This is a genomic window from Bacteroidota bacterium (genome assembly GCA_016715945.1).
Taxonomy (GTDB): domain Bacteria; phylum Bacteroidota; class Bacteroidia; order Bacteroidales; family F082; genus JALNZU01.
Window position 1 is genome coordinate 454376 of record JADJXJ010000003.1, and the last position, 25634, is coordinate 480009.

Below are 25634 nucleotides of genomic sequence, written 5' to 3' on the forward strand. Positions count from 1 at the left end.
TTACGCATACTCCTTCAATGGAGCATCCGCCGGAGCAGCAAACAGCTCACATCAGCCAATTGCTTATTTTTGTGAGGATGTCGAGGCCGTTGTTAGTTTTCAGATTTGCACTGGTTGTATTGCTTTCAACTTTAAGTTGTTCCGTTACGGCACAGCTTGCTGGTTGGAAAGTGCACTCCGGTGGAGGTTTCCTGAAATTTCCATGGACAGGGGGGCTGGATGCCTGCCAGTTTGCGGCTATTGATCTGAATGCCGACGGAGTGGATGATCTTGTGGTGTTCGACCGGCGCGGGAACCGCTGGTTGTGTTTTGTGAACGATGGCATTCCGGGTCAGATCAGCTATCGCTGGGCGCCGGAATTTGTCAGGTTTTTCCCCAAGGCCAGCGATTGGGTGGTATTTGCCGATTATGACGGCGATGGCCGTCCCGATCTTTTTACCTATTCGCCAGGTTGGGCAGGAATCAGGGTATTTCGAAACACCGGAAAGCTTTACCCTCAGTTTACACCCGTTGTCGAACCCTTTCTGAGCTCGCTTCAGGGCGGGGGATATGTCAACATCATTTCTACCAATGCCGACCAGCCCGGCATAGCCGATCTTGATGGCGATGGCGACCTGGACCTGCTTACTTTCTGGGCACTTGGAACTTTTGTGGAACAACATACCAACCGCTCCCGTGAGCTTTACGGCCATTCAGACTCCCTTATTTTTGAGAAAACTTCGTTCTGTTGGGGCAGAATAGCGGAAAGTGAGGAAAGCAATACAATCTTTCTGGATACCTGCTTATTCCGAAGTGCGCGAAACGGCCATCGCCACCGCGGAGCTACAATGCTGCTGCACGATTTTACCGGAAATGGACTGCCGGATCTGTTGCTTGGTGATGTGGATTATCCCGGGCTGAACCTGCTGACCAATGGTGGCACCCAGCAGTCGGCGCTCATCGTGGCGCAGGACACCGCCTTTCCGTCGTACGATGTGCCCGTAAGGCTTTACTCCATGCCCGGGGCCTATCTCATTGATGTCAATAACGACGGATTGAAAGACCTGATCGTTTCGCCTTTCGACCCAAATTACAACGTCACAGAAAACTACTCCAGTGTGTGGCTCTATCTTAACGAAGGCTCTGAAAACCAGCCGGTTTTCAGACTTCACACCAAGCGCTTTCTGCAAGACCAGACCATTGATCTTGGTTCGGGGGCTTATCCGGTATTTGTTGATTTGAATGGCGACGGGCTGTTGGACATCGTGGCCGGAAACATCGGCCGTTACCTGAGGTCGTGGTTCAATGGCAATACCCTCCATGCTGCATACGAGTCTTCCATCCATGTATTCACGCAGCAGCCTTCGGACGAAGGTTTACAGTTCGAGCTTACGGAGCGTGACCTTGCCCGGCTTTCGCTTCTGGGTCGCCGCGGTCTTGTGCCCGCCTTTGCAGATATCAGCGGCAACGGCCTGCCGGATATGCTGGTTGGCAGTGAGACCGGGGGACTGATTTATGTAGCACAGCAATCGCCGGGCTCATGGTCGGCCCCTTTGCTCAATTTTGGCGGAATTCAGACCCCCGCATGGTCGGCTCCGGCCATTTTCGACCTGGATGAAGATAGGATTCAGGATCTGATGATAGGCTCCCGCAATGGAAAGATTATATTTCTAAAGGGATCGAAACTGGGAGATTCGCTTGTATTTCAGTATGTTACCAATGATTTGGGTGGTGTCGATGTGACCGACTACAGCCTTTCGTACGATGGTTTCAGTGTACCACAGGGTTTTTATGCACCAGACGGGCGACCCATGCTGGTGGTGGGCAGTGAGCAGGGACGCATCTGGCTTTTCGATCAGATCCGTAACAACCTGAATGGGGTGTTCAGCCCTTCTGACGACTGGCACAGCATCCTCGACACCATTGTTGCTGCAGTCAGCTCCGGTTATCGTTCGGCGGCTTACATTGGCAGGCTCGACGGGGGTCAGAAGCTGCAAATGGTCACAGGCAACTTCAGCGGTGGGCTTGAGCTCTGGAATGCCCGGGCCAATGTGCTACCCGGGAAGGGTGAGCACACAAAAGAACCATTGCTTTTGTGGCCCAATCCGGCATCGGGCTTGGTGCGCTTCAGGCTGGCCGACCCGACAGATTGCAAAATCTTATTGCAGCTCACCGATGTTTCAGGCAGAACACTTGTCCGTCGCAACATGAATGTTCAATCCGGACTTGGTTCGTTGGATGTTTCAGGATTAAAACAGGGCATTTACCTGATAACCATCTATCTGCCTTCCGGCAAAGTTCAGTCATCCCGACTTGTGATCAGTCGTTGATTTGGATGTTATTTTTCGTTGTCGAGACGGAAAGTGATGCGGAGCTTGCCATAATCGATGCGGCAACGGTAAGCATGCAGCAAATCGCCGCCCAGTACGCCAACAATGCGCGGCAGGCCGAGCGCCTGATAGGAAAGGTGCACATTGCTGAGGTTGATGATGACCGAAGTGTAATCGAATATGTTGAGCCGGCCAAAGCGGATATGTGCAATTGTCGTTACCCTGCTGGGCATGTCGTTCGTTCCCAGTCCGGTGGAAAGCTTTTCGTTGTCCTCGAAACTGGCCTCGTCCAGGTAGTTCATGATTTCCTGTTCGTCGAACACCGTGCGCGATGCACCGGTATCCACCAGAAAGTTTGCTTTTTTTCCGTTGATCCGGCCTTCGATGAGCAGATGATATCCGTCTTGCTCGATGGGTAACAGCATGATAGGCAAGCTGGTAGTCAACGTGCGCATCAGAAGTTGGGCTTTATGGCGTATTTATTATAGAAGTCTTCGATAATTTTGACCGCTTCTTCGGCAGTATCCACCAGGCTGAAGATTTCCATGTCTTCGGGCGAAATGTTGTGCTCGGCCAGCATCACTTCTTTGATCCAGGCGATGAGCCCCGACCAGTAATCCTTACCCACCAGCACAATGGGGAATTTCACCAGTTTCTGGGTCTGTATGAGGGTGATGGCTTCGAACAACTCGTCCATGGTGCCAAATCCGCCGGGCAATACGATATATCCTTGCGAATAGCGCATGAACATCACCTTTCGGACAAAAAAGTACTGAAGCTCAATGTATTTGTCCCTATCAATAAAAGGATTCGGGGCCTGCTCGAATGGGAGTTCAATGTTCACGCCAACCGATTTGCCTCCGGCAAAGTGTGCCCCTTTGTTGCCGGCTTCCATGATGCCCGGACCGCCGCCTGTGATGATGCCAAAGCCTTTCTTGGTGAGCAGATAGGCAATTTCTTCCGTAAGCCGGTAATATTTGTGGCTTGGCCTGGTGCGTGCCGACCCGAAGATGGCCACGCAAGGTCCGATTTTGGCCAGCTTTTCGAAACCCTCGACAAATTCGGCCATGATTTTGAATACCGACCAGGAGTCGTGCGATTTGATTTCGCTCCAGGTTTTGGGCTTAAAAGCCTCGTGTATAAGTCTTTCCTGATTCTCGCTGTTCATCAAAGTGTAATTGTTTGTTTTCAGAGGGTGTCTTTGTCGCTGAAATACTTCATAAACTGAACCCTTTCATACACCGAAGGGTCGGCAATTTTTTTCTGGCTGAGCATTCCGGCGAAGTCGCTTATTTTTTTGAAGTCGTGTTGTTCCATCCATTCGCGCAGCTCGTTGTGCATCACCGAGGCATATCCGATGCCATGCCTGTAGAAAGCCGATGCCACCTGTGCCACCGAGGCTCCGGCGAGCAGCAGTTTTGCCACTGCTTTTCCGTCGGCTACGCCGGTCGATCCGGCCATGTCGCAACCCATCCGACCGTGCAGCATGGCAATCCAGCGCAAGGGCATACTCAGCTCTCCCGGACTGCTCAATACGTGCCCCTGATTGACCTGGAGTTTATCCAGATCGATATCCGGGCTGTAGAATCTGTTGAACAACACCAGGGCAGCGATGCCGCTGTTCGACAGGTCGATGGCAAACTGGGCCAGGTTGGAAAAATAGAAGCTGATTTTAAGTGCAATGGGAATGCTGATGCGGCGCCTGACCTGTTTCACGATTTCGAAGTAAATCTTTTCGTTGTCCTCGCTGCTCCTTCCAATGGCTGAGGGCATCACAAAGACGTTGAGCTCAAGTGCATCTGCACCTGCCTTTTCAATCTCTTCGGCAAAAGTCATCCACTCATAAGCCGATTTGCAGTTGATGCTGGCAATGATGGGGATGTCGATCGACTTTTTGGCATCGCGGATCAACTGCAGATACCTGTCGAGGGTTTCGCGACGCAGGCGCACATCCAGATAATCCAGAAATTCTTCCCTGCCGGTTTTTTCAGCCTCCTCCCTCAGCACGTGGTGATATTCGTGAATGATTTCTTCCTCAAAAATTGATTTGAGCACCACCGCACCCACTCCTTGCTGTTCGAGGTGTTTCAATTTAACCAGGCTGTCGGTAAAACCTGAGCTACCTGCTACGATGGGGCTGTGAAGCTGCAGACCCATATAAGTGCATGAAAGGTCGATCATGGCATGAACTTTTTCTTGAGTAAAATTAGTGGATTAAGCAGCGTGTTCGCCTCAGCTTAAAGAAAAATAACATGATCAGAAGCTGTAGATGGCGGCAGCAGTGAGCCGGACGTTGCCAATGGCTCTCGTGTTTTTTACAATTCCTTTATTGTCGGGGGTACCGTAATAAGCCCTGGTATATTCCATTTCGCCGGCCAGCTTAAGTGGGCCGGAGGTGTAGCTTAAGATAGGGCTGAACCGCATCAGCTGTGCAATGTCGTGACCTTTGGCGTAGTATTTGCCGGTGTTTTCGTGCAAGGTGCCCAGATTCCGGGCGTAACCTGCAAAAATTCCATAATGCAGCGGACCTTTTTCCAGGCACAATTCCGACCAAAGAAAAAGGTGATTTGTCGGGGTGTAGCTTTGGATGTTGGTGCCGTATTCAACCGATCGCACGGCATAACCGCCCAGCAGCAGGTGCTCGGTCAGGTTTTGCCCGTAAATAGCCTTGATGCGCCAGTTCCATTCGTTGGTGCCGGTTTTAGCAAAAGCCATGAGCGAGTGGCCTTCAACCGTTTCGCGCTGCCGATAAAGGGCGGGGGTGGCAATTTGTGGCATCAGCCTTTTGTAGTCGTATCCCAAGCCCAGCACAAGCTGATCTTTTTTGAGTTGCCATTGCAGGTGGATGTTTGGCAGAGCGGCATTTTTCAGGTATTCTGCACTGCGTCCTTTGGGGCCATCGCTCGTGTTGTCGCGTTGTGTGATGAGGCAAAGTTCAAAACGGCTGGCCCCGGAATAATAGCGCAAACTGGCCTGCGGATTGCGTATAAATGGCTGAAAGGGCGCACCCGTATTCAGTGAATACAAATCAGGAAAAACTTCAGGCACAAACATCGGGTGCCAGTACTGCCCCAACAACAGCTCAGTTTTTTTCCAACGCAGATTGACATAAGCGTGCCTGAGCCTGAAAGTATTCGACATGCTGCTGCCTGCGCCTGTATAGTCGCTTTCGATCAGCGCATTGGTTTTTGCTCCCAGTGCATCGCGGCCGGTTATCTTCATGCCGACCCTTGTGCTCATGGCGCTGAAGTTGAGCGAATGACGCGCATTCAGATCTTCGCCTCCATTGCCAATCACCCGGTTCAAGGGATAATAAAGCATCAAATCATCACGGTTGCCATCCACCTGGCGCGAATCGAACCACGCGGCGAATTTTACAAACCCATAGGGCTTGAAGGTCGCTTTTTGGGGTTCATTGGCCCGGGAGCTTGTTCCTGCAAGGGTTAGCAGAATACCAAAATATATGGTTAAATATTTGGATATAAGCGAATTACAGTTATGTCTCCAAAGCATATCAACGATTATCTTTTCCGGCTGCAAAGGTAGGAATAATGCAAGGTGATTGTTAATAATTTAACAACAATAGCTGCATTGTAAAAAAAGGCTGCCAAAACTGGCAGCCCGGGAGTTCAAAGTGTAAAATCAGTATTAATCGTTTTGTGCGGCCAGAAAGCGCTCGGCTTCCAGGGCAGCCATGCAGCCTGTGCCGGCAGCTGTGACAGCCTGCCTGAACACCTTGTCCTGCACGTCGCCACAGGCAAAAATGCCCGGGACGTTGGTGGCTGTGCTGTCGGGTTTGGTAATGATGTAGCCGGTTTCGTCCATGTCGAGTATTCCGGTAAAGAGCTCGCTGTTAGGCTTGTGGCCGATGGCAACAAAGAAACCGTCGATGTCAATTACGCGTTCTTCCCCGGTTTTGTTGTTTTTGAGCACAGCGCCTTTCAGGGTTTTCATGAAGCCCGATTTTTCGCCAAAGAGCTCCTTGGTTTCGTGATTCCAGAGGATTTCGATGTTGGGGGTGTTCAACACACGTTTTTGCATGGCTTTGCTGGCGCGGAGCTCATCACGGCGCACAATGAGGTACACCTTGCGGCAAAGCTTTGCCAGGTAGGTGGCTTCTTCGGCGGCTGTGTCGCCCCCGCCCACCACGGCAACATCTTTTCCTTTGTAGAAAAAGCCATCGCAGGTGGCACAGGCCGAAACGCCTCCGCCTTTAAATTCTTCTTCCGAGGGCAAGCCAAGATATTTGGCGGTTGCTCCTGTGGCCACAATGATGGTTTCGGCAAGCAACTCTGCCCCATCGTCGGCCTTTACCCTGAACGGACGCTGCGATGCATCTACCTCTGTCACCATCCCCCAACGCACGTCTGTCCCGAAGCGCTCGGCCTGGCGCTTGAGCTGTTCCATCATCTCCGGCCCTGTAATCCCATCGGGATAGCCCGGAAAATTCTCTACCTCAGTTGTGGTTGTAAGCTGACCACCGGGCTGTATGCCCATATACATCACCGGGTGCATATCGGCTCTGGCAGCATAGATAGCCGCAGTGTAACCGGCCGGACCTGAACCAATGATCAGGCATTCCACATGTTCTGGATTTTTACTCATGGATTTTGATTTATTTTCTAGCTTCTCATAAATTGTGCCATACAAGGCCTGCAGGCAGAATCCGGCGAATGTCTGCCATTCTGTCGGAAGTTTGCAGGGTGATATTTATGCGCTTCAAAGATAGGTGAAATTTTGGCGCAGAAAATCAAAATTATTTTGCATAGATGTTTAAAGCGCTTTAAAACAGGTTGTTATATCTTGCAGTTTAAAAAGTGTTGCAGACTGAAGAGAAACATATTATCTTTGCACCGCATATTGCAATCGGGGCGTGGTGCAGTTGGCTAGCATACTTGCATGGGGTGCAAGCGGTCGCCCGTTCGAGTCGGGCCGCTCCGACACAAAACCTCACCAGATGGTGGGGTTTTTTTGTTGCCTTTTCTTTGCCTCATTGATCATGGTTAAATCAAGGGATAAAGAACGGTAAATCAGGGTTTTATGGTGTTTTAGGGGAGGGCGTGTTCCGGACATAAGCCCCGCTGGGGCCTCTGATATTTCGCCCCTGCGGGGCAATGTTGATTGTGGGAGATGTGTTTTTTGCCGTATTCCTGATGGGCATTTCTTTTTTTTATCGAAAGGAGTACATTTGGCCTATCCAAAAACCATTCAACCATGCGCAAATATGTCATCATTATTGCTATTCTGCTGGTCTTTGGCGCCATGCAGTTTGTTCGTCCCGAGCGCAACCTTGCCACAGTCGAAAGCCGATACGATGTGTTTTACCTGACCGAGACCAATCCTGAACTGGTTCGCACAGTTAAAATGGCCTGCTACGACTGTCATTCCGATCGCACGACCTATCCCTGGTATGCCAGCGTTGCGCCGGTGTCGTGGATGATTGCCCAACACGTAAAGAATGGAAAGAAACACCTGGATTTTTCGCAGTGGACGGTTTATGACAAAGAAAAAAGATTGCACAAGCTGCAGGAAATCAAGGAGGTGCTTCAGCAGGCCGAAATGCCACCGGCAGCCTATCTTCTCATGCATAGCGAGGCCAAGCTCAGCGGAGCACAACGCAGCATGATTATTCATTGGGCCGATTCTTTAAGTGCTCAGATACAGTTAAGCCTCAATTGAAGCAGTTATGAAGCGTTTAATGATATTTCTTCTGATGCTGGGTCTTTTTACGGAGGTCTTTCCGCAAAAGCTTACGACCCCGGAATCCTGGTTTGGTTTCCGCCCCGGCGACGATCGCCAGCTTTTCAGCTATGATGCCATGATTTCGTATCTGAAAAAACTTGAGCAGGAATCCGACAGGCTAAAGATGGTTACGATCGGGCGTTCGCCAATGGGTAAGGACATTTACATGCTGCTGATTTCCTCACCCGAAAACCTCAGAAACCTGGAAGAACTCAAGGCGATCAACCGGAGGCTAGCGCTCGAGACAGATATCCCGGCGGCGGAGCTTGAGTCACTTATCAGCCGGGGGAAGGTGTTTGTAGTGGCTACCATGTCGATGCACTCCACCGAAGTGGGACCTTCCCAATCGGTACCCCTGATGGCTTACGAACTGGCTGTGACTTCCGATCCGCAACAGTTGAAATGGCTCGAGAACACAGTAGTGATGATTGTGGCAAGCCACAACCCTGACGGAATGGATATGGTGGTTGACCATTACAACAAATACAAAGGCACAAAATACGAGCGCAGCCAGATGCCCGGGGTATATCACAAATACATTGGTCACGATAACAACCGCGATTTTGTGATGCTTACGCAGGAAGATACCCGGGCCATCAGCCGCCTGTTCAGCCACGAATGGTTTCCGCAGGTGATGGTCGAGAAGCATCAGATGGGAGCTACGGGGGTGCGTTATTTTGTGCCCCCACCTCACGATCCGATAGCCGAAAACGTGGATGCCGGACTGCTCAACTGGATGGGTGTTTTTGGTGCGGCCATGATGAAGAGGATGACAGCCGACAGCCTGAAAGGTGTGACCCAGCGCTATCTTTTCGACGATTACTGGCCAGGACATACAGAAACTTGTCTGTGGAAAAATACCATAGGGATGCTTACGGAGGCGGCATCTGTGCACCTTGCCTCGCCGGTTTATGTGGAGCCTCAGGAGATTGGCGTGATCGGGAAAGGGCTTGGCGAGTATAAGAAAAGCATCAACATGCCCGATCCCTGGCCCGGAGGGTGGTGGCGATTGTCGGACATAGTGAGGTACGAGATCAGTTCGATGTGGGCTATGGTCGAAACGGCTGCACTCCACCGTGAACGCCTGCTGCGCTTCAGGCACGATATCACTGTCAAGATGGTGGAAACCGGACGCACAAAGCCTCCATATTATTATGTTTTGCCGCCCACACAGAATGATCCTGGTGAACTGACCTTTCTTGTTGATTTGCTGCGCTCGCACGGAGTGCGCACTTTTGTTACAAGCTCGGAAGTGCGTCACGGAAATATGATTTTCCCTGAGGGCAGCGTAGTGGTGCCTCTTGCCCAGCCGTTCAGGGCATTCATCAAAGAAGTGATGGAAAAGCAGGAATTCCCTGTGCGAAGGTATGTACCAGGTGGTGAAATTATCCGTCCCTACGACATCACCTCGTGGTCATTGCCATTGCATCTTGGGCTGGAATGCCACGAGCTCAACCAGCGAAACGCCGACCTGGAGGCGAGTTTGAGCGAGGTGGAAAAGTACAGGCCCGCAACCTCCGTTGCTCCCGGATACTGGGGACTGGCACTAAGTCCATCGCAGAACACCAGCTATCAGCTTGTATTTGGTTTGCTTTCGGCAGGCAAGGCTGTGCACCGTGCCGAAGCGGTGTTCGAAACAGATGGCAGACAGTTGCCGGCCGGAACTTTTGTGGTGGAATCGGCTGCTTTGAAAGGCACAGAGCTTCCTGATGGACTCGTGCCGATCGTGTTGCACTCGAAGCCTGCCGCAGAGCTAAAGAAGCTGAAAGCGCCTGCGATCGGACTGGTCGAAACCTGGTTTCACGACATGGATGCCGGCTGGACGAGATATATTTTCGATACTTATGGGATCAAGTATAAGCTATTCCGGCCGGCTGATCTTGCAACTGGGGTCCCGGCGGGCATTGAGGTCCTGGTATTTCCTTCGGCCTCAAAAAATGTGTTGCTCGAAGGACGGCAGGGCGAGGGTGCAGCTGCTCCACCGGCCAATTTCCCCCCGGGTTATGCCCGCGGCATGGGAAAAGACGGCCTGAACAAATTGATGGAGTGGGTCGATCAGGGCGGTGTGGTATTGAGCTGGGGCGCTTCGGCCGCCTTGTTCGAGGGCACGCATACTATTGCATCAGGCGGAGCAAAAGAAGACTTCAGATTGCCATTTCGTAATGTAGCAGACGACTTGATCAAACAAGGTCTTTACGTGCCAGGAACATTGATGCAGCTGAATGTAATTGAAAATCATCCGCTTACGTTCGGTATTTCCCGAAACCTGAACGTGTTTACCCGCGGCGAGCCGGTCTTTGCCACGTCACTGCCTGCGCTGGATATGGAAAGGCGGGTTATTGGCGCCTATGCAAAATCGAATCTCGTGCTCAGCGGGTACGCCCAAAAGGAAGAATTGCTTGAGGGCAAACCTGCGGTTGTCTGGATGAAAAAGGGCAAAGGGCAGGTAGTGGTCATGGGGTTCAACCCACAGTTCAGGGCCAACACCAGGGGCAGTTTCAAACTGCTTTTCAACGGGTTGTTGCTCGGACAGTCAACAAATCAGTTATATTAGCCACATGAAAAGATTAGCTTTCCTTGTTACGCTGGCCATTGCCCTGCTGATGCCTTCATGCAAAAGCGGCAAATCTGCCATTCAGTCGCTCCCCCAGCCGGTAGCTGAGGATCACTCAGGGGGTGATTATGTGTTTCCCGAAGGCTTTTACTACGCATTTGACTTTGAAGGTAGTCAGGGCAATGGCTTTGAGCTGGAAGAAGCTGTAAAGGCGCTTAGCATCAACAAGTTTCGTCCTGTGGAACTTTGGTACAAGCCTGGTTCGTCATCCTGTGTGCCTCCGGGAAGCGATATGGCCATGACAGTGATGGTGGAGCCGGTATTGTTGTTGCGTTTCACGAAAAAGCAAGCCGGTATCGAAAGGCTTGGCTATCAGGCTGTAGAACAGCCTTCGGCCGGCAGCTGTGCCTATGTGGTCAGGCGCTACCGCTTTTAGCTGTTTTTCTTTCTGATGTGGTAAATCACATCCAGGCTGTCGCGATCGGGTTCGGGCACCTGCCAATATGGCTTTTGTGTGTCGTCATCGGTGCTTTCCGCGGCAGGGGATTCGTCATTTTCCTCTTCGGGTTCGAGTTCCCAGGAGTATTTTCGTCTCTGCGGGCCGTCGGTACGGTAGTAGAGTGCGAGCATGATGCCGCTGATGCCGCCAAATAGGTGCGACTCCCACGAGATGTTTTTTTGAGGAAGGAAATCGGGAAAAACACCCCATACCATTCCGCCGTAGAGAAATACGACGATCAGCGAAACTGCCATGAGCCTTGTGTCGCGCCGGAGCAGCCCGCTCACAAACAAAAAGGCAGCAAGGGCATAAATTAGTCCGCTGGCGCCAATGTGCACCCCGCCACGTGCACCCGTCCAAACCCAAAATCCGGTTACCAACAGGCTCAGGGCCAGAATTTTCCATGCCAGCGGTTTGTAAAAGTAAAACAATGCAGCCCCCAGAACCAGCATGGGGATGGTGTTGGCGCCCAGATGTTTCCAGTCGGCATGCAGGAAAGGGGCCAGTAGAATACCGGGCAGGCCTTCAGGCTTGAGGGGATGAATGCCCAGAAATGTGAGACTGATCCCGGAGAGCTGTGTGAACAAATGAATGGACCACATCAGCACCACCATCAAACCCGGAAACAGGAAACTACGCAGGATCATTTTTTCTTCAGGTCGCATGGCGTGCCGGATTTTTGTTGGCCAAAGTTATCAAATCTGCCTCTTTTTTTAGTTTTATGGCATGTTTTGTGCTTTTTTATGAATGACTCAATCATAAGAAAATGAATGACAAATTATCAAGCTCCGACACTATAAAAATTACTTTAAGCAAAATTTCCCCTATTACAAAACAAACAGCTATTGCTCTTGCATCTGCGACAGAAATTAGAACATTAGAAAAAGACACTTTAATTGAAACCTCAGGACAGCAGGTAAAATATCAATTTGTAGTTTTAAAAGGTATTATCAGGAAGTTTTTAACCAATGTAAGAGGGGATGAATTTACGACCGATTTTTTCCTTGCAAACCAAGCCATTACCCCTGCTCTGTTGAGAAGTGTTGATTTCATGTCTTTTGTAAATCTGCAAGTAATTAGCGATAAAGCTACAGTAATGTTTTTTTCTAACAAAGAGATGGAAGCTACCATGCAAGGTAACAAAGACTTAGAAGCATTTGGTTTTAAAGTAATGATGCAAGACGCTTTTAAAAGGGCGGAAAGAGAAAAGATATTACTAACCGCTTCGGGAATTGAAAAATTGGAATGGTTTAGAAAGAACTATCCCAAGCTCGAAAATGAAATCCCACACTACTATATTGCTTCTTTTTTAGGATTAACGCCAACTTCGCTAAGTCGATTACGAGGCTCCAAAAAATAACTTAAATCTTCATTTCTTGCCAAATGTAAATGATGTTCTATATTTTAATACAGAACTTTGCCAAGGATACAAACTCACAAATTTGATAATATGAAATGGCTTTTTGTAATAATAGCTTTTTTTCTCCATGGTTGTGCGAAGATAGACGACATTGGAGTACTTGTTCCGCCTACGGTTTACCAAGACCCAAATTTGCCAAGTGTAATTGTGAACGTGTCAGGTCGGCAACGACTTATCCACGTAAGAACATTTGGTAATCCGACTAATCCGCCTTTGTTTATCCTTCACGGCAGTTTTACCGACACCCGACCCTACCGAAATATTTGCGAAAGTCTTGCCGATAAGTATTATGTAGTGATTTGGGACCAAAGGGGCTGCGGCTTGTCGGAACGAATCACCGAAGATGAGTTTACCCTTCAAACAGCCCTTGATGAAATAAACGAAATGAAAAACATTTACGCCCCAAACCAAAAAGTTACCGTCATTGGACAGTCTTGGGGTGGTGGTTTGGCCACATTTTACACATCAAAAAATCCAAATAAAGTTGAACAACTGTTGCTCATTGAGCCAATGCCCCTGACAGGCGATGATATGCAAAAGTTGTTCAAAACCATTGTTGAGTTTAGGTATGACAACGGCACTTGGAACAATTTGGCAAGACACGGGCAAGTCATCAGCCCCAAAGACCACGAGCAAATTGACTATCGGGCAATGATGATCTTGAGAAGCACCATGACTACAGGCTACCATTGTGACGGTAACAATCCGCCCCCCTGGCAAGTGCATAGGGTTGGGGGATTTGTGGAATACGTTCGCAACAAAAGACTTGGAAACCCAATCTCAGGTTTTACCTACAACTTCACAGATGGCATTCAAAATTATCAAGATACTGTTTTAATTCTAGGTGGTTCTTGCAGTTCATTGGGTTATGAAATGCAAAAGCAGTATTCAAGACCACACTTCGTAAATGCAGAAGTCGTTGAAATTAGGGATGCAGGTCATAGAATGAATATGGAAAAATTTGATGAAGTAATGGCAGCCATCAAATCATTTTTAAAAGCGTATTAAACGATGAAGAATATATTAGTTATTTGCGTTTTATGTCTTTGCTCTGTGACAGATACATACGCCCAAAACTACTTTGGCTTGCTCAATGAAGGCAGGCATATTATTTCCGTAGGCTCAAATGCAAATCCACATCTTAATGCCAATGCCGATTATTTCTATGGATTTGACAATCAAGGTAAATTCATGGAACGCTACGGTTTTTACGCACAAGCCAACTTTCCGATATTTTCACAAAAAGGGTTTGATTTTGATTTTCGCATTGGTGCGGGTGCTTTGGTTTCATTTTCAGATAAGTTCAGGTCAATTGCAGGACTGGGTTGGAATATTTCAAGAACGGAAGATTTGAATGGACGATATTTCAATTCGGGGTTCAAAATAGAGATCCTTCCCGGATACTACGGAAATAAATGGGTTTTTACCCCACATCTTTCACTGAATTATCAACCTTGGATAAACATCAAACACAGTGAATATGCTATTGATGCGTTTCAGGATTTATATCCAAGCAATGATGGAAAATATAAAGTGCCAAAGGACGGCTGGTTTTACCAAAATAATATTACACTACAAACAGGACTTGGGATTGCATACTTTCAACCCAATTGGCACCTCAACCTAACAGCAGGATTTCAGCATCAACCCAACAGACTTGGGCTAATTGCCTTTCCTGATGTCGGCACTTTGCCATTTTATGGTGGGGTAAACTTTGGATATTCAATACCTCGGAACAAAGGAAATTAGAAAAACAGCACATCCTAAGTTTGCCGGAATGGGGGCCGGCGTTATACAATTTAAAATCTGGCTGCTAACATACTATTGTGTTGGTTGACAGTTTAATTTTCAAAAATCCCCCAATGCACCAGGCGTTGAAACGTTGGATGTGGATGCAACCATCGGGCCAAACGGTTGTCGTTATTTCAAAACCTACATACAATGAACCTGAAAAAATTATCAGCTACGATTTTTGCCTGTGTGTTTTTTGCACAGCTTACAAGCGCGCAGAGCAACAGTTCATCTTTATCCAACGGCAACGGCGGATTTGGGGGTATCTTGTACGATATCAGCCCTATGATGGGCACTACGGGTATTGTTCAGGGAGGCGGTGGCGCTTATCTGAGGAACAATTTTTTCATTGGTGGCTACGGGATGGGATTGGTCACCAACCATTACAAGGCGCTCAACTACAAACATCCCGACGACAATTCGGTCAATGGATGGAATTATGGAGGCGACCCGGTGCAGTTCAGTTATGGCGGGTTGTGGCTGGGCAAGATTTTCCCCTTGAAAAACGAACTAAGCCTCTCAGCCTCAGGCATGTTTGGCTGGGGAAGTGCGGGCTGGAAACCTGTGATGTCCGACAGGCGCCGGCAAAAGCTCTACCGCATTGAAGAAAACATTTTTGTGATGCAACCCAGGGTGGTGGCAACTTATCAGCCACTCAGGTGGATGCGGCTTGAGGCCGGACTTTCGTACCGCGCCGTATTTACCTCCAACAAGCAGTTTCTGGATGTTTCCGGTCCCGGTGCACCTCGCTTCCGCAACTTTTTCGAGTCGGGCGATTTCTCTGCACCCTCATTCAGCTTCGGCATCATGTTTGGTGCGTTTTAAATTTTTAAAATCATTCCGGCAAACCTTTTGAGCCCCCTTTTGTTTCCTATACCACTGTTCAAGAATCACATATGAACCCAAGAGACTTTTTCCATAACCTTGTATTGCTATGTATTTTTGGTCTGAGCCTGTGGGCAGGAGAGGTCTCAGGAAGCGATAACGCTGCCCGTAAAACATTCACAGTGAGCGGTTATGTGCGCGATGCAGCCAATGGCGAAACGCTTATCGGTGCGACCATCATTGCTCAGACAGGTGGTGGAACCATCACCAATGCTTACGGGTATTATGCCCTAAAACTTGAACCGGGCAGTTATACGCTTACTTTTTCTTATGTGGGTTTTGAGCCTCAGGTGCGGTCGTTCAGGCTGAGAGCCGACACATTGATCAACATCAACCTTGGGCAAACAAGCAAGCAATTGCGCGAGGTGGTGGTGAGTGCCGACAGGCCACAGGAACGCCTGGCCCAGGCTCAGATGAGTGTGAACCGCCTGGATATCAAAAGCATTCGTCAGATTCCTGCACTCATGGGAGAGGTGGATGTGATCAAAGCCATTCAGCTGTTGCCCGGAGTTCAGGCCACTACCGAAGGCGGCTCGGGTTTCAGTGTGCGTGGCGGCAGTCCGGATCAGAACCTTATTCTGCTCGACGAGGCTGTGGTTTACAATCCCTCGCATCTGCTTGGTTTTTTCTCAGTCTTTAACAATGATGCTGTGAAAGGAGTCGAGCTGTTCAAAGGCGACATCCCCCCGGCCTATGGCGGTCGGCTGTCGTCGGTGGTTGATGTGCGGATGAACGAGGGCAACATCAAGAAATTCTCCGGGCAGGGCGGGGTGGGCACCATCTCGAGCCGACTGACGCTTGAAGGACCTATACAGAAAGACCGTTCCAGTTTTATGCTGGCTGGCCGGCGCACCTACGCCGACCTTTTCCTGATGCTTTCAAGCAACGAGCAAATCAAGGACAACACCCTCTATTTCTACGATTTTAATGCCAAGACCAACTACATCATCAACGATCGCAACCGGCTTTTCCTTTCGGGATATTTTGGCCGCGACATCTTCGAAGGTCCGAATTTTGGTATTGGCTGGGGCAACCAGACTGCCACACTGCGCTGGAACCATTTGTTCAGCAGCCGGCTGTTCAGCAACATATCGCTGGTTTACAGCAGATTTAATTACCAGCTTGGCGTGCCCGAAGGCCAGCCGAATGCGTTCGACTGGTTTGCTTCCATGAAAGATCACAGCGCAAAAGCAGATTTTACCTGGTTTGCCGGTCAAAATAATACCATACGTTTTGGCCTGAGCGGCACGTATCACAGGTTTAATCCCGGTGTGGCGGAGGGCAAAGGCAACGACAGTCCGTTCAACCGCATTGAGATGCGTCAAAACCGTGCCTTCCAGGGGGGATGGTATGTGAGCAATGACCAGAAATTGAGCGAGCGGCTTACCTTAAAGTACGGCCTGAGACTGAGTACTTTCAGCAATATTGGCGAAGGCGTGGTGTACAGGTTCGACGAAAATTTTACCCAATCCGATTCCACCTATTACCCTGCCGGAAAGCTGTTTCATACCTACGCAAACCTGGAACCCCGCGTCAGTGCCTCTTTCCTGATCACTCCTAACTCCTCCATCAAAGCGGCCTACACCAGAAATGCACAATATATTCACCTGGCGCAAAACTCAACAGGAGGTACGCCCCTCGACATCTGGTTTCCTTCGAGCCCGAATGTGAAACCTCAGCTCGGCGATCAGTTTTCGGCCGGATATTTCAGGGCCTGGGAACCACTTGCGCTTGAGGCTTCTGTTGAGGCTTTTTACAAACTGAACCACAATGCCATCGATTTCAAGGATCATGCTGACCTGCTGCTCAACGAAAAGCTGGAGGGTGAGCTCAGGTTTGGCAAAGCCAACAGCTATGGCATCGAAGCCCTTGTCAGGCGCACCGCCGGTCGCCTCAACGGATGGATCAGTTATACCTGGTCGCGAACTTTCCGGCATATCGAGGCCATCAACAACGGAAAAAAATATCCGGCCAGCTACGACCGCCCGCACGACATCAGCATTGTGACGAATTATACCCTGAATGAGCGTTGGAATTTTGGTGCCACCTGGGTATATTCCACAGGTTCGCCGGTCACCTTTCCCACCGGCAGGTTTGTGATTGGCAGTACCATAGCTCCGGTTTATTCCGACCGCAACGCTTACCGCCTGCCCGATTACCACCGCCTCGACCTTTCGGCTACATGGAAAAACAAACCCAAACCAGGCAGAAAATGGGAAGGCGAGTGGAACCTGTCGGTTTACAACGCCTATTACCGAAAAAATCCCTGGGTAATCAACTTCGTGCCCGATCCTAAAAATCCGAATGTAACCTACGCCGAAATGACCTACCTCTTTGCCATTGTGCCTGCCTTAACTTACAACTTCAAATTCTGAGTGCCATGCAAAGATTAAGATCACTGCTCATCCTGGCTTTACTCCTGTGGTTTGCCACTTCGTGCACCGAAAAATTCGATGTAAAACTCGACGACACATTTGCCCGCCTGGTGGTGGATGGAAGCATAAGTACCGATACCACTGTACATTATGTAAAGCTCAGCAAAACAACCAGTTACTTTTTCAATGAGGCGCCGCCGGCCATAAAGGGAGCACAACTGGTGCTGAGCGGACCGCATGGCACCCTCGCCCTCACTGAACTGCCTGATGAACCAGGCACATATGCCACCCCGCCCGACTTTTTTGCGCTGCCCGATGCCTCTTACAACCTCGACATCCGGCTGACAGAGGAGCTTGGTGGTGCCAGCAATTACAATGCCGCTATCCGTTCGCCGGGCACGGCCTTCCGGATGGATTCCATTGCTCTTGAGTATCAGCAGCCTTTCGATTTTTTTCTGGTGAAACTTTATGCCTGGGACCCTCCAACCACGGATTATTATAAGTATGATGCGCTCATCAACGGAAAGGCTATTACCGACACTGCCTCGCGTTCGCTGGTGATCGACGACAGGTTTATCAATGGCAATGCCACCAATGGCCTGGCTGTGATGTTTATTCGCGGAGATGAATTGAAAACCGGTGACACGCTCACCCTGGTCATGTCGGCCATCAGCAATGATTATTACGATTTCTTTCTACAACTCCGCACACAATCCGGCCCATCCAATCCATTGTTTTCGGGGCCTCCGGCCAACATCATGTCGAATATCCACGAGGGTGGGTTGGGGTTCTTCGATGCCCGCATCGTCAGGCGAAGCAGCATCGTCCTCACCAGCGATCCCAAAAACAGGGGCAACAGGCCTTAAAGTACCAAGGGCCGAAATAGCTTAACTTTGCCGGTAATTTCGGTGAATTATGGATCTTTCGGCCCTAACTGCCATCTCGCCTGTCGATGGGCGCTATCGCAACAAAACAGAAGCACTTGACATTTATTTCAGCGAATTTGCCCTGATCCGCTACCGCGTGCTGGTCGAGGTGGAGTATTTCATCGCACTCTCCGAGATTCCCCTTCCGGCGCTGGCAGGCGTTGATGAACAGGCAAAGCGCTTTTTACGGGAACTCTATCTGAAATTCTCCTTCGAAGATGCGCTCGATATCAAAGCCACGGAAAAGGTGACCAATCACGACGTGAAAGCCGTGGAATATTTCATCAAAAAGCGCATGGACGAAGCCGGCTACAGCGCCTGGCGCGAGTATGTGCATTTCGGGCTCACCTCGCAGGACATTAACAATACTGCCCAGCCCATGGCCATGCGCGATGCCATGAATGCGATTGTTGAGCCTGCCCTGCGAAGTCTCCGCAACAAACTTGCCGGGCTTGCCGCACAATGGAAAGATGTGCCCATGCTGGCGCGTACGCACGGGCAGCCGGCCAGCCCAACCAGGCTCGGGAAAGAATTGCAGGTATTTGTGGAAAGGCTTGATAATCAAATGACACAGCTTGCTGCCCATTCCTATGGCGGAAAGTTTGGCGGAGCCACGGGCAATTTCAATGCCCATGCGGTGGCTTTCCCGCAGATCGACTGGGTGGCCTTTGCCAACAAGTTTCTGAGCGACCGTCTTGGCTTGCAGCGTCAGCAAACCACCACGCAGATAGCGCATTACGACGATATGGCCGCGCTGTTCGACCTGATGCGCCGGATCAATACCATCCTGCTCGACCTGAGCCGCGACATCTGGCTCTACATCATGCTCGATTATTTCAAGCAGGCAATCAAAGCCGGTGAGGTGGGCTCGTCGGCCATGCCACACAAAGTAAACCCCATCGACTTCGAAAATGCCGAAGGCAACCTTGGCATAGCCAATGCTGTCTTTGCCCATCTGGCCGAAAAGCTGCCCGTCAGCAGGCTGCAACGCGACCTGACTGACTCTACCGTTAGCCGAAACATCGGTGTGCCATTTGCCCATAGCCTCATTGCCATCGATTCGCTCATACGTGGACTTGGCAAACTCATAATCAACGATAAAGCAATTGCAGCCGACCTCGAACACAATGCGGTGGTTGTGGCTGAGGCTTTGCAAACCATTCTCAGGCGCGAGGGTGTACCCAATGCCTACGAATTGCTTCGCGACCTGACCCGTACCAACCAGGCGCCGGGTATGAATGAGTTGCGGCAATTTATTGATCAACTGCCTGTGGAAGAGCGTATTAAAGAGGAACTGCGACGCGTCACTCCTGAAAATTACACCGGAATCGCAACAACCGACAAGCCATGATGCGCAAGTTTCTGAGGGTGCTCTCCTTTGCCCGGCCTTATTGGGGATATGCGTTGCTCAATGTGGTATTCAACCTGTGGGTGGTGTTGTTCTCCCTGTTCACCTTTGCCTTGCTGGTACCTTTTCTGAATCTGTTGTTTGGCAATACGGCACTGGTCACCGAAGCTCCGTCTTTCAGCCTGAGCTTTGATGCCATGCTGGCTACCCTGAACTACTTCATCAGCAAAGTGATTATCTCGCAGGGACAGGTGAAAGCCCTGCTATACATCTGTCTGATCATGCTATCGGCTTTTTTGCTGCGCAACCTGGGACGTTTTCTCACCAGCTATTTCATTGCCGGGCTGAGGGTGGGCGCAACCAAAGACCTGCGCAATGCCATTTACCAAAGAATTCTCATTCTGCCGCTCTCGTTTTATAACAAAAACCGAAAGGGCGACATCATGGCGCGCATTTCCAACGATGTCCAGGAGGTTGAAAACAGCATCATGAACTCGCTGGAGATGTTTGTGCGCGACCCTATTACGATCATCGCCTACCTGATCTTTATGGTTTCGATGAGTCCGCAGCTTACGCTTTTTGTACTTGTCATTCTGCCTTTTGCCGGATACCTCATCGGGGCGGTGGGCCGCAGCCTCCGCAAGTCGAGCAAAGCCGGTCAGGATAAGCTGGCTGGCATGCTCAGCATCATCGAGGAGACTATAAGTGGTTTGCGTATCATCAAGGCTTTCAATGCCATTGATTACTCCGACCAGCGGTTCAAAGCACACAACCAGAAGTTTTCGCAACTGATGTTGCGCATTTACCGCCGACGCGATCTCAGCTCGCCCATGAGCGAATTTCTGTCGTCGGTAGTGGTTATCATCGTTTTATGGTTCGGCGGGCGCATGGTGCTCTCCGACAATTCGCCCCTCGGAGCCGCCGATTTTATCACCTATATTGTGGTGTTTTCGCAGATTATTCCACCGGCCAAAACTTTTACGCAGGCTTATTACAACCTGCAAAAAGGGATTGCCTCGGCCGAGCGCATTTTCGAGCTGCTCGATGCAGAGGAAGTCATCACCGAAAAACCTGATGCGCAGGATATTGCTTCACTCAGCCAGGCCATTGTATATGAGGATGTTTCGTTCCGATACCATACCGATTGGGTGTTGCGACACATAGATTTAAAGATCGGAAAAGGCAGGATGGTAGCCCTTGTGGGCGAGTCGGGAGGAGGAAAAAGTACCCTGGTTGATTTGCTGGTCAGGTTTTATGATGTCACCGAAGGCCGGATCACGGTGGATGGCACGGATATCCGTGACCTGAAGATTGATAAACTCAGAGGTTTGTTTGGCATCGTAACCCAGGAGAGCATACTTTTCAACGATACCGTATTCAACAACATTGCTTTTGGCATTGAGGATGCTACCCTTGAAAAGGTAGTGGAAGCTGCAAAGGTGGCCAATGCGCACGATTTTATCATGCAGCTGCCTCAGGGTTATGATACTTTGATTGGCGATCGGGGGTCGAACCTTTCGGGCGGTCAGCGCCAAAGGCTCAGCATTGCCCGTGCCGTGCTGCGCAATCCTGCAGTACTCATCCTGGATGAGGCCACCTCCTCTCTCGACACCGAATCGGAACGTCTTGTGCAGGAAGCCCTTTCGCGACTGATGAAATCGCGTACATCCCTTGTGATAGCACACCGCCTCTCGACCATACAACATGCCGACGAAATCGTTGTACTGCAAAAAGGTCAGATCGTGGAACGTGGCACCCATCAGGAACTTATGGCCCGCGAAGGGGTGTATAAGCGATTGTGTGAGCTTCAGACCTTCGCCTGAGGAAGCAAGGTTTCGCAAAACGTATTAAATTTGCAGCCCGAATGGCCCCGTAGTTCAATGGATAGAATGCCAGATTCCGGTTCTGTAGGTTGGGGGTTCGAGTCCCTCCGGGGTCACATCAGATTAAACCGCTGAAAGGCGGTTTTTTTATTTGTGCCCCATCACTTGAAATTTTTCGGCCGGAGCGTTAATTTAGTGCATCATTTCCTGTTGCCATGAAAAAAGCTATCTCATCCCTACCGGCAGTCCTGATGTTTGTTGGCATGTTTGTCTGTCCGGATGCCTTTTCCCAGCATCTCAAGGTCACCTTTGCCGGGCAGGGCGCAGCCAATACTGTGGACCAGGTTGTCGTTCGCAACCTTGCCAAAGATACCCAGTTGACCCTCAACGGATCGGATACCCTGGTTTTGTCGGGTGTGGTTGGAGTGGAGCATCTGTCTGAACCATCACTGAACCTGTGGCCCAATCCAGCCAGGGATTTCATCAATGCAACAGGCGTGCCTTCGGCCGCTACTGATGTGGCAATCAGTACCTTGTCGGGACAACTGGTTGCTGAGGCGCAACTGCAATCCGCCGGTTTTACAACGTTTAGTCTGAGTTCACTCAGTCCCGGGCCATATGTGCTCACTGTCCGGGGTAAACAATTTGCGCTGCGCAGGCCATTTGTCGTTGCGGGCGATCAGCCGAATTCGCTGGAGGTCAACCTTGTTAAAACGACTGAAAGTAATGAGGCGGCTCTGCAGCATAAAAGCCAGAAAAACAAAGTCGAGATGCAATACACCTTTGGCGATTTGCTGCTTTTTACGCTGAAAAGCGGAAACTACGCCAGGCTGATACCCACTGTTGTTCAGCAGGATACCCTTATCACCGCCGAATTTGTGAACTGCATTGACGGCGAGGGCAACCACTATCCTGTGGTTCAGATCGGCAATCAGATGTGGATGGCTTCGAATCTGAAAACAACCAAATATTCCGACGGCACCGACATCCCCACAGTCAGCGGCAACAGCGCCTGGGTTGCCCTGAACACAGGTGCGTATTGCTGGTACGGCCTCAACCCGGATTTCAAAGACACCTATGGCGCACTTTACAACTGGTATGCTGTTAATCCTTCGACCAATGGTGGAAAGCATCTTTGTCCCGAAGGTTGGCATGTGCCCACCGATGCCGAGTTCAGTCAGTTGTCGGCCTTCCTTGGCAACATTGCTGTGGGTGGAAAGCTCAAGGAAAAAGGGTTCTCATACTGGAACCCACCAAATTCAGGTGCATTGAACAGCACCGGTTTTTCCGCCTTGCCGGGTGGTTATCGCAACTGGTCGGGGCAGTTCGAGTCCATGGGAACCTACTGCTGGTTGTGGTCTGCCACTGAGCAGCAGGGGAATTTTTCGTGGCTGCGCAACATGTTTCACAACTCAACCAGCTTCGGGCGGGGTACCATCAACAAGCACCATGGCCTGAGTGTGCGCTGCATCAAAGACCAATGATGCGGGCAATATCTTTGTAACCTGCCCCTGACTCAAATTCTTTTCCTGAGCTGGCACATGCAACCACCATGCAACTGATCAGCGCGGTCGGTCTTCATCGGGAAGCCGTTTCGTTCCCAATCCACAAACCCTCCGGCAAGCGACACCATGTTGCCGAAGCCCATCCCGCTGAGCCGGATGAGCCACTCCTTGCTGCGCAAACCTACTGCATCGGCCAGAATCAGTGGTTTATCGCGTGGCAGAAAAGCAATTTTGTGGGGAAGTTCCGTGTAAGGTAAGGATAGCAGGTTGGGGATGTCGGGCTGTTTGCCGGCCCTGGCAAACACCGGCCTGAGATCCACCATGAGCAGGCCACGCATCAAAAGGGGCCAGGCTTCGCGTGCACTGATAAACCGGAGCCCTGACAAAACAAAGCAATGCGCCTGCAGTTCGGACAGGGTGGGGCTGTCAGAAAAAGTATCCATAGATCAAACCACTAATTGTTGCCATTACAATCACAAGCATTACGTACACCATGGTTTTCTGTGTTCCAAGGATATCCTTGATAACCAGCATATTGGGTAGCGAGAGCGAAGGGCCGGCAAGCAGCAAGGCAAGCGCAGGGCCTTTGCCCATGCCCGAGGCAATCAAACCCTGCAGAATAGGTACTTCGGTCAGGGTGGCAAAATACATGAATGCACCAACCACTGAAGCAAAGAAATTGCTGAACAGCGAGTTGCCTCCAACCAATGCGGTAATCCAGCTGTTTGGTACAATTCCCGGCATTGCAACTGCATCGTGCGTTGAGCCAAGGAGGAAACCGGCAATAAGCACACCAACAGCCAGCAGAGGCATGATCTGTTTTGCGAAATCCCAGCTCGAAAGCGTCCATTCCCTGTTTTCAGGATCTTGTTTGTCGAAAAGCGTGATGATGCTGAGCGAGGCAATGCCTGCAACCATTGGAACGAGCGGAGATGCAAATGAGAAGGCTGCAGAAGCTGTGATGGCTGTGCCTGCCAGTACATAGGTCCACCTGATTTTCAAAATATAAACCAACGAAAATGCAAGCATCAGCCCAAAGATTGAGGTAATCAGCCATTTATGGCTCCAGATGGCATACCAGAGGCCACTGGTCTCTTCGCTGGCAGGAGCTCCCCAGTTGGCAAATACTGAAATAAACACCAGGGTGAAAAAGTGGAAAGAGGTTTGCCACAAAGGCCTTTTATTGGGCATGACCGGAAATTTCTGTTGCTGATCTCGCTTTGCTTTTTCTTCCTTACGGTAAATAAATGCCATCGCAAGTCCGATGACAATCGAAAATACCACAGAGCCAATCACACGAGCTATCCCGATTTCGAAGCCGAGAATGCGGGCTGTCAGAATGATGGCCAGAATATTGATTGCCGGACCGGAATACAAAAAGGTAATGGCCGGCCCAAGACCGGCGCCGCGCTTGTGGATGCTGGAGAACAAGGGCAAGATGGTGCAGCTGCAAACGGCAAGTATGGTCCCCGAAACGGAAGCCACCAGGTAGGCAAGCCATTTTTTTGCACCGGCACCAAAATATTTGATCACCGAACCCTGACTGACGAACACGCTGATTACGCCGGCAATGAAAAAGGCCGGAAGCAGACAAAGGATCACGTGTTCGCGGGCATACCAGCGTGCCAGATCAAGCGAGGCTAATATGGCTCCTGTAAAGCGTTCGTTTTCAAGCGGCAGAAAAAATGCAAACAAAAAGACTGCAACTATCCAAAGCAAGATCCTGAGTTCTTTCCTGATCTCCATAAGGCTGTTAGTTGATGAAATAAATAAGGGTGTAATAAAAGCCCACCAGAAGAAACACTACCGCAGTAATGCGTCTGAACCAGAGTTCAAAAGTTTTCAGGCGATTGTAAAATGTTCCTACTTCCGACACGGCAAAGGCGAGTAACCAGGCGATGAGGATTACGGGCAAACCCGTTGCAACCGCAAAAAACACCGGAAGCATTAGTCCATCGGGACTTGCGATGGTGAGCGGAATGAGCATGCCGAAATACAGGGCGCCGCTGTAAGGACAGAACGCCAGGGCAAATACCATCCCCAGCAATAAAACCTGCCAGAAACCAAAGGCTTTATTTTGCTCAAACTTTCTGGTTATGTTGTCCATCAATGGCAGGTGCAGTTTGATCGCATCGAGCATCAAAAGACCTACAATGATCAGCAGGGGGCCGAGCAAACGCTCACCCCAATGCTGAAACAGGCGCGCCACAGCAAACCTGCTCGCTCCCAAATATAGCACAATACCCAGTCCGGCGTAGGAAATTGCCCTTCCAAGGGTGTAGATCAGTCCATTGTAAAATACCCTTCTACGGTTGTTCACATCCCGGCCGATGAAGGCGATGGCCGTAATATTGGTGGCAAGTGGGCATGGGCTGACAGCAGTCATCAGGCCAAGCAAAAATGCGCTCAATACAGGCCAGGAACTACTGTCGAGCAATTGCTGTAAGGTGTCCATTA

The 25634-nt window shown here is 50.2% G+C and carries 22 protein-coding genes and 2 tRNA genes; 15 read left to right on the forward strand and 9 right to left on the reverse strand.

Annotated elements, in window-relative coordinates:
- The first annotated feature begins 17 nt into the window (after positions 1–17).
- Entirely contained in the window at positions 18–2309 is a 2292-nt protein-coding gene (locus tag IPM52_12175; GenBank protein ID MBK9292366.1) for a T9SS type A sorting domain-containing protein, read from the forward strand.
- 8 nt (positions 2310–2317) lie between these two features.
- Here the strand turns inward: IPM52_12175 and IPM52_12180 are convergent, their stop codons facing one another.
- The 5 genes from IPM52_12180 to trxB all read right to left on the reverse strand — a co-directional run bounded on the left by IPM52_12180 (position 2318) and on the right by trxB (position 6914).
- Positions 2318–2764, reverse strand: coding sequence for a clan AA aspartic protease (locus IPM52_12180; GenBank protein ID MBK9292367.1), 447 nt, complete (start codon positions 2762–2764; stop codon positions 2318–2320).
- Positions 2764–3477 (reverse strand): TIGR00730 family Rossman fold protein, encoded by a 714-nt coding sequence (locus tag IPM52_12185; GenBank protein ID MBK9292368.1) that lies wholly within the window; start codon positions 3475–3477, stop codon positions 2764–2766. Before IPM52_12185 ends, IPM52_12180 begins: the two co-directional genes overlap by 1 nt.
- 20 nt (positions 3478–3497) lie before the next feature.
- A complete protein-coding gene (locus IPM52_12190) occupies positions 3498–4487 on the reverse strand; it encodes a dihydroorotate dehydrogenase-like protein (protein MBK9292369.1) in 990 nt (329 codons plus the stop codon).
- 78 nt (positions 4488–4565) lie between these two features.
- Positions 4566–5822 carry a hypothetical protein gene (locus IPM52_12195; protein MBK9292370.1) on the reverse strand — a complete coding sequence of 419 codons (1257 nt, stop codon included), beginning with the start codon at positions 5820–5822 and terminating at the stop codon, positions 4566–4568.
- Positions 5823–5957: 135 nt separating this feature from the next.
- Complete coding sequence (gene trxB, locus IPM52_12200; protein MBK9292371.1) at positions 5958–6914, reverse strand: thioredoxin-disulfide reductase; 957 nt, start codon at positions 6912–6914, stop codon at positions 5958–5960.
- 262 nt (positions 6915–7176) lie between these two features.
- Here trxB and IPM52_12205 point away from each other — a divergent pair.
- The 4 genes from IPM52_12205 to IPM52_12220 all read left to right on the forward strand — a co-directional run bounded on the left by IPM52_12205 (position 7177) and on the right by IPM52_12220 (position 11041).
- Positions 7177–7250: transfer RNA gene (locus IPM52_12205), tRNA-Pro, on the forward strand.
- A gap of 273 nt (positions 7251–7523) precedes the next feature.
- Positions 7524–7988: a heme-binding domain-containing protein gene (locus IPM52_12210; GenBank protein MBK9292372.1), complete on the forward strand. Its 465-nt coding sequence runs from the start codon at positions 7524–7526 to the stop codon at positions 7986–7988.
- A 7-nt stretch (positions 7989–7995) separates the two neighbouring features.
- A complete protein-coding gene (locus tag IPM52_12215; GenBank protein ID MBK9292373.1) occupies positions 7996–10605 on the forward strand; it encodes a hypothetical protein in 2610 nt (869 codons plus the stop codon).
- A 4-nt stretch (positions 10606–10609) separates the two neighbouring features.
- Positions 10610–11041 carry a hypothetical protein gene (locus IPM52_12220; protein ID MBK9292374.1) on the forward strand — a complete coding sequence of 144 codons (432 nt, stop codon included), beginning with the start codon at positions 10610–10612 and terminating at the stop codon, positions 11039–11041.
- On the opposite strand, the gene IPM52_12225 is transcribed toward IPM52_12220, so the two are convergent.
- Positions 11038–11769 carry a rhomboid family intramembrane serine protease gene (locus tag IPM52_12225; GenBank protein MBK9292375.1) on the reverse strand — a complete coding sequence of 244 codons (732 nt, stop codon included), beginning with the start codon at positions 11767–11769 and terminating at the stop codon, positions 11038–11040. The two genes, IPM52_12220 and IPM52_12225, sit on opposite strands and share 4 nt — an antisense overlap.
- A 101-nt stretch (positions 11770–11870) precedes the next feature.
- On the opposite strand from IPM52_12225, the gene IPM52_12230 reads away from it, so the two are divergent.
- The 10 genes from IPM52_12230 to IPM52_12275 all read left to right on the forward strand — a co-directional run bounded on the left by IPM52_12230 (position 11871) and on the right by IPM52_12275 (position 23156).
- Positions 11871–12464 (forward strand): Crp/Fnr family transcriptional regulator, encoded by a 594-nt coding sequence (locus tag IPM52_12230; protein ID MBK9292376.1) that lies wholly within the window; start codon positions 11871–11873, stop codon positions 12462–12464.
- Positions 12465–12554: 90 nt separating this feature from the next.
- Positions 12555–13532 (forward strand): alpha/beta hydrolase, encoded by a 978-nt coding sequence (locus IPM52_12235; protein MBK9292377.1) that lies wholly within the window; start codon positions 12555–12557, stop codon positions 13530–13532.
- A gap of 3 nt (positions 13533–13535) precedes the next feature.
- Positions 13536–14273 (forward strand): hypothetical protein, encoded by a 738-nt coding sequence (locus tag IPM52_12240; GenBank protein ID MBK9292378.1) that lies wholly within the window; start codon positions 13536–13538, stop codon positions 14271–14273.
- Positions 14274–14465: 192 nt separating this feature from the next.
- Positions 14466–15140, forward strand: a complete 675-nt coding sequence (locus IPM52_12245; GenBank protein MBK9292379.1) for a hypothetical protein — start codon at positions 14466–14468, stop codon at positions 15138–15140.
- Between the two features lie 71 nt (positions 15141–15211).
- Positions 15212–17575 (forward strand): TonB-dependent receptor, encoded by a 2364-nt coding sequence (locus IPM52_12250; protein ID MBK9292380.1) that lies wholly within the window; start codon positions 15212–15214, stop codon positions 17573–17575.
- Positions 17576–17580: 5 nt separating this feature from the next.
- On the forward strand, positions 17581–18441 hold the full coding sequence (locus tag IPM52_12255; GenBank protein ID MBK9292381.1) for a DUF4249 domain-containing protein: 861 nt from the start codon (positions 17581–17583) through the stop codon (positions 18439–18441).
- 49 nt (positions 18442–18490) lie between these two features.
- On the forward strand, positions 18491–19852 hold the full coding sequence (purB, locus tag IPM52_12260; protein ID MBK9292382.1) for an adenylosuccinate lyase: 1362 nt from the start codon (positions 18491–18493) through the stop codon (positions 19850–19852).
- A complete protein-coding gene (locus IPM52_12265) occupies positions 19852–21672 on the forward strand; it encodes an ABC transporter ATP-binding protein (GenBank protein MBK9292383.1) in 1821 nt (606 codons plus the stop codon). The genes purB and IPM52_12265 overlap by 1 nt, the downstream gene beginning before the upstream one ends.
- Positions 21673–21715: 43 nt before the next feature.
- A tRNA-Arg gene (locus tag IPM52_12270) sits at positions 21716–21788 on the forward strand.
- Between the two features lie 99 nt (positions 21789–21887).
- Entirely contained in the window at positions 21888–23156 is a 1269-nt protein-coding gene (locus IPM52_12275) for a T9SS type A sorting domain-containing protein (protein ID MBK9292384.1), read from the forward strand.
- A 32-nt stretch (positions 23157–23188) separates the two neighbouring features.
- Here IPM52_12275 and IPM52_12280 read toward each other — a convergent pair whose 3' ends face one another.
- Genes IPM52_12280 through IPM52_12290 form a run of 3 tightly spaced genes read right to left on the reverse strand, consistent with a single transcriptional unit; the run spans position 23189 to position 25632 of the window.
- Positions 23189–23620, reverse strand: coding sequence for a rhodanese-like domain-containing protein (locus IPM52_12280; protein MBK9292385.1), 432 nt, complete (start codon positions 23618–23620; stop codon positions 23189–23191).
- Complete coding sequence (locus IPM52_12285; protein MBK9292386.1) at positions 23604–24923, reverse strand: permease; 1320 nt, start codon at positions 24921–24923, stop codon at positions 23604–23606. The genes IPM52_12280 and IPM52_12285 overlap by 17 nt, the downstream gene beginning before the upstream one ends.
- Positions 24924–24930: 7 nt before the next feature.
- A complete protein-coding gene (locus tag IPM52_12290; GenBank protein ID MBK9292387.1) occupies positions 24931–25632 on the reverse strand; it encodes a sulfite exporter TauE/SafE family protein in 702 nt (233 codons plus the stop codon).
- Between the last annotated feature and the right edge of the window lie 2 nt (positions 25633–25634).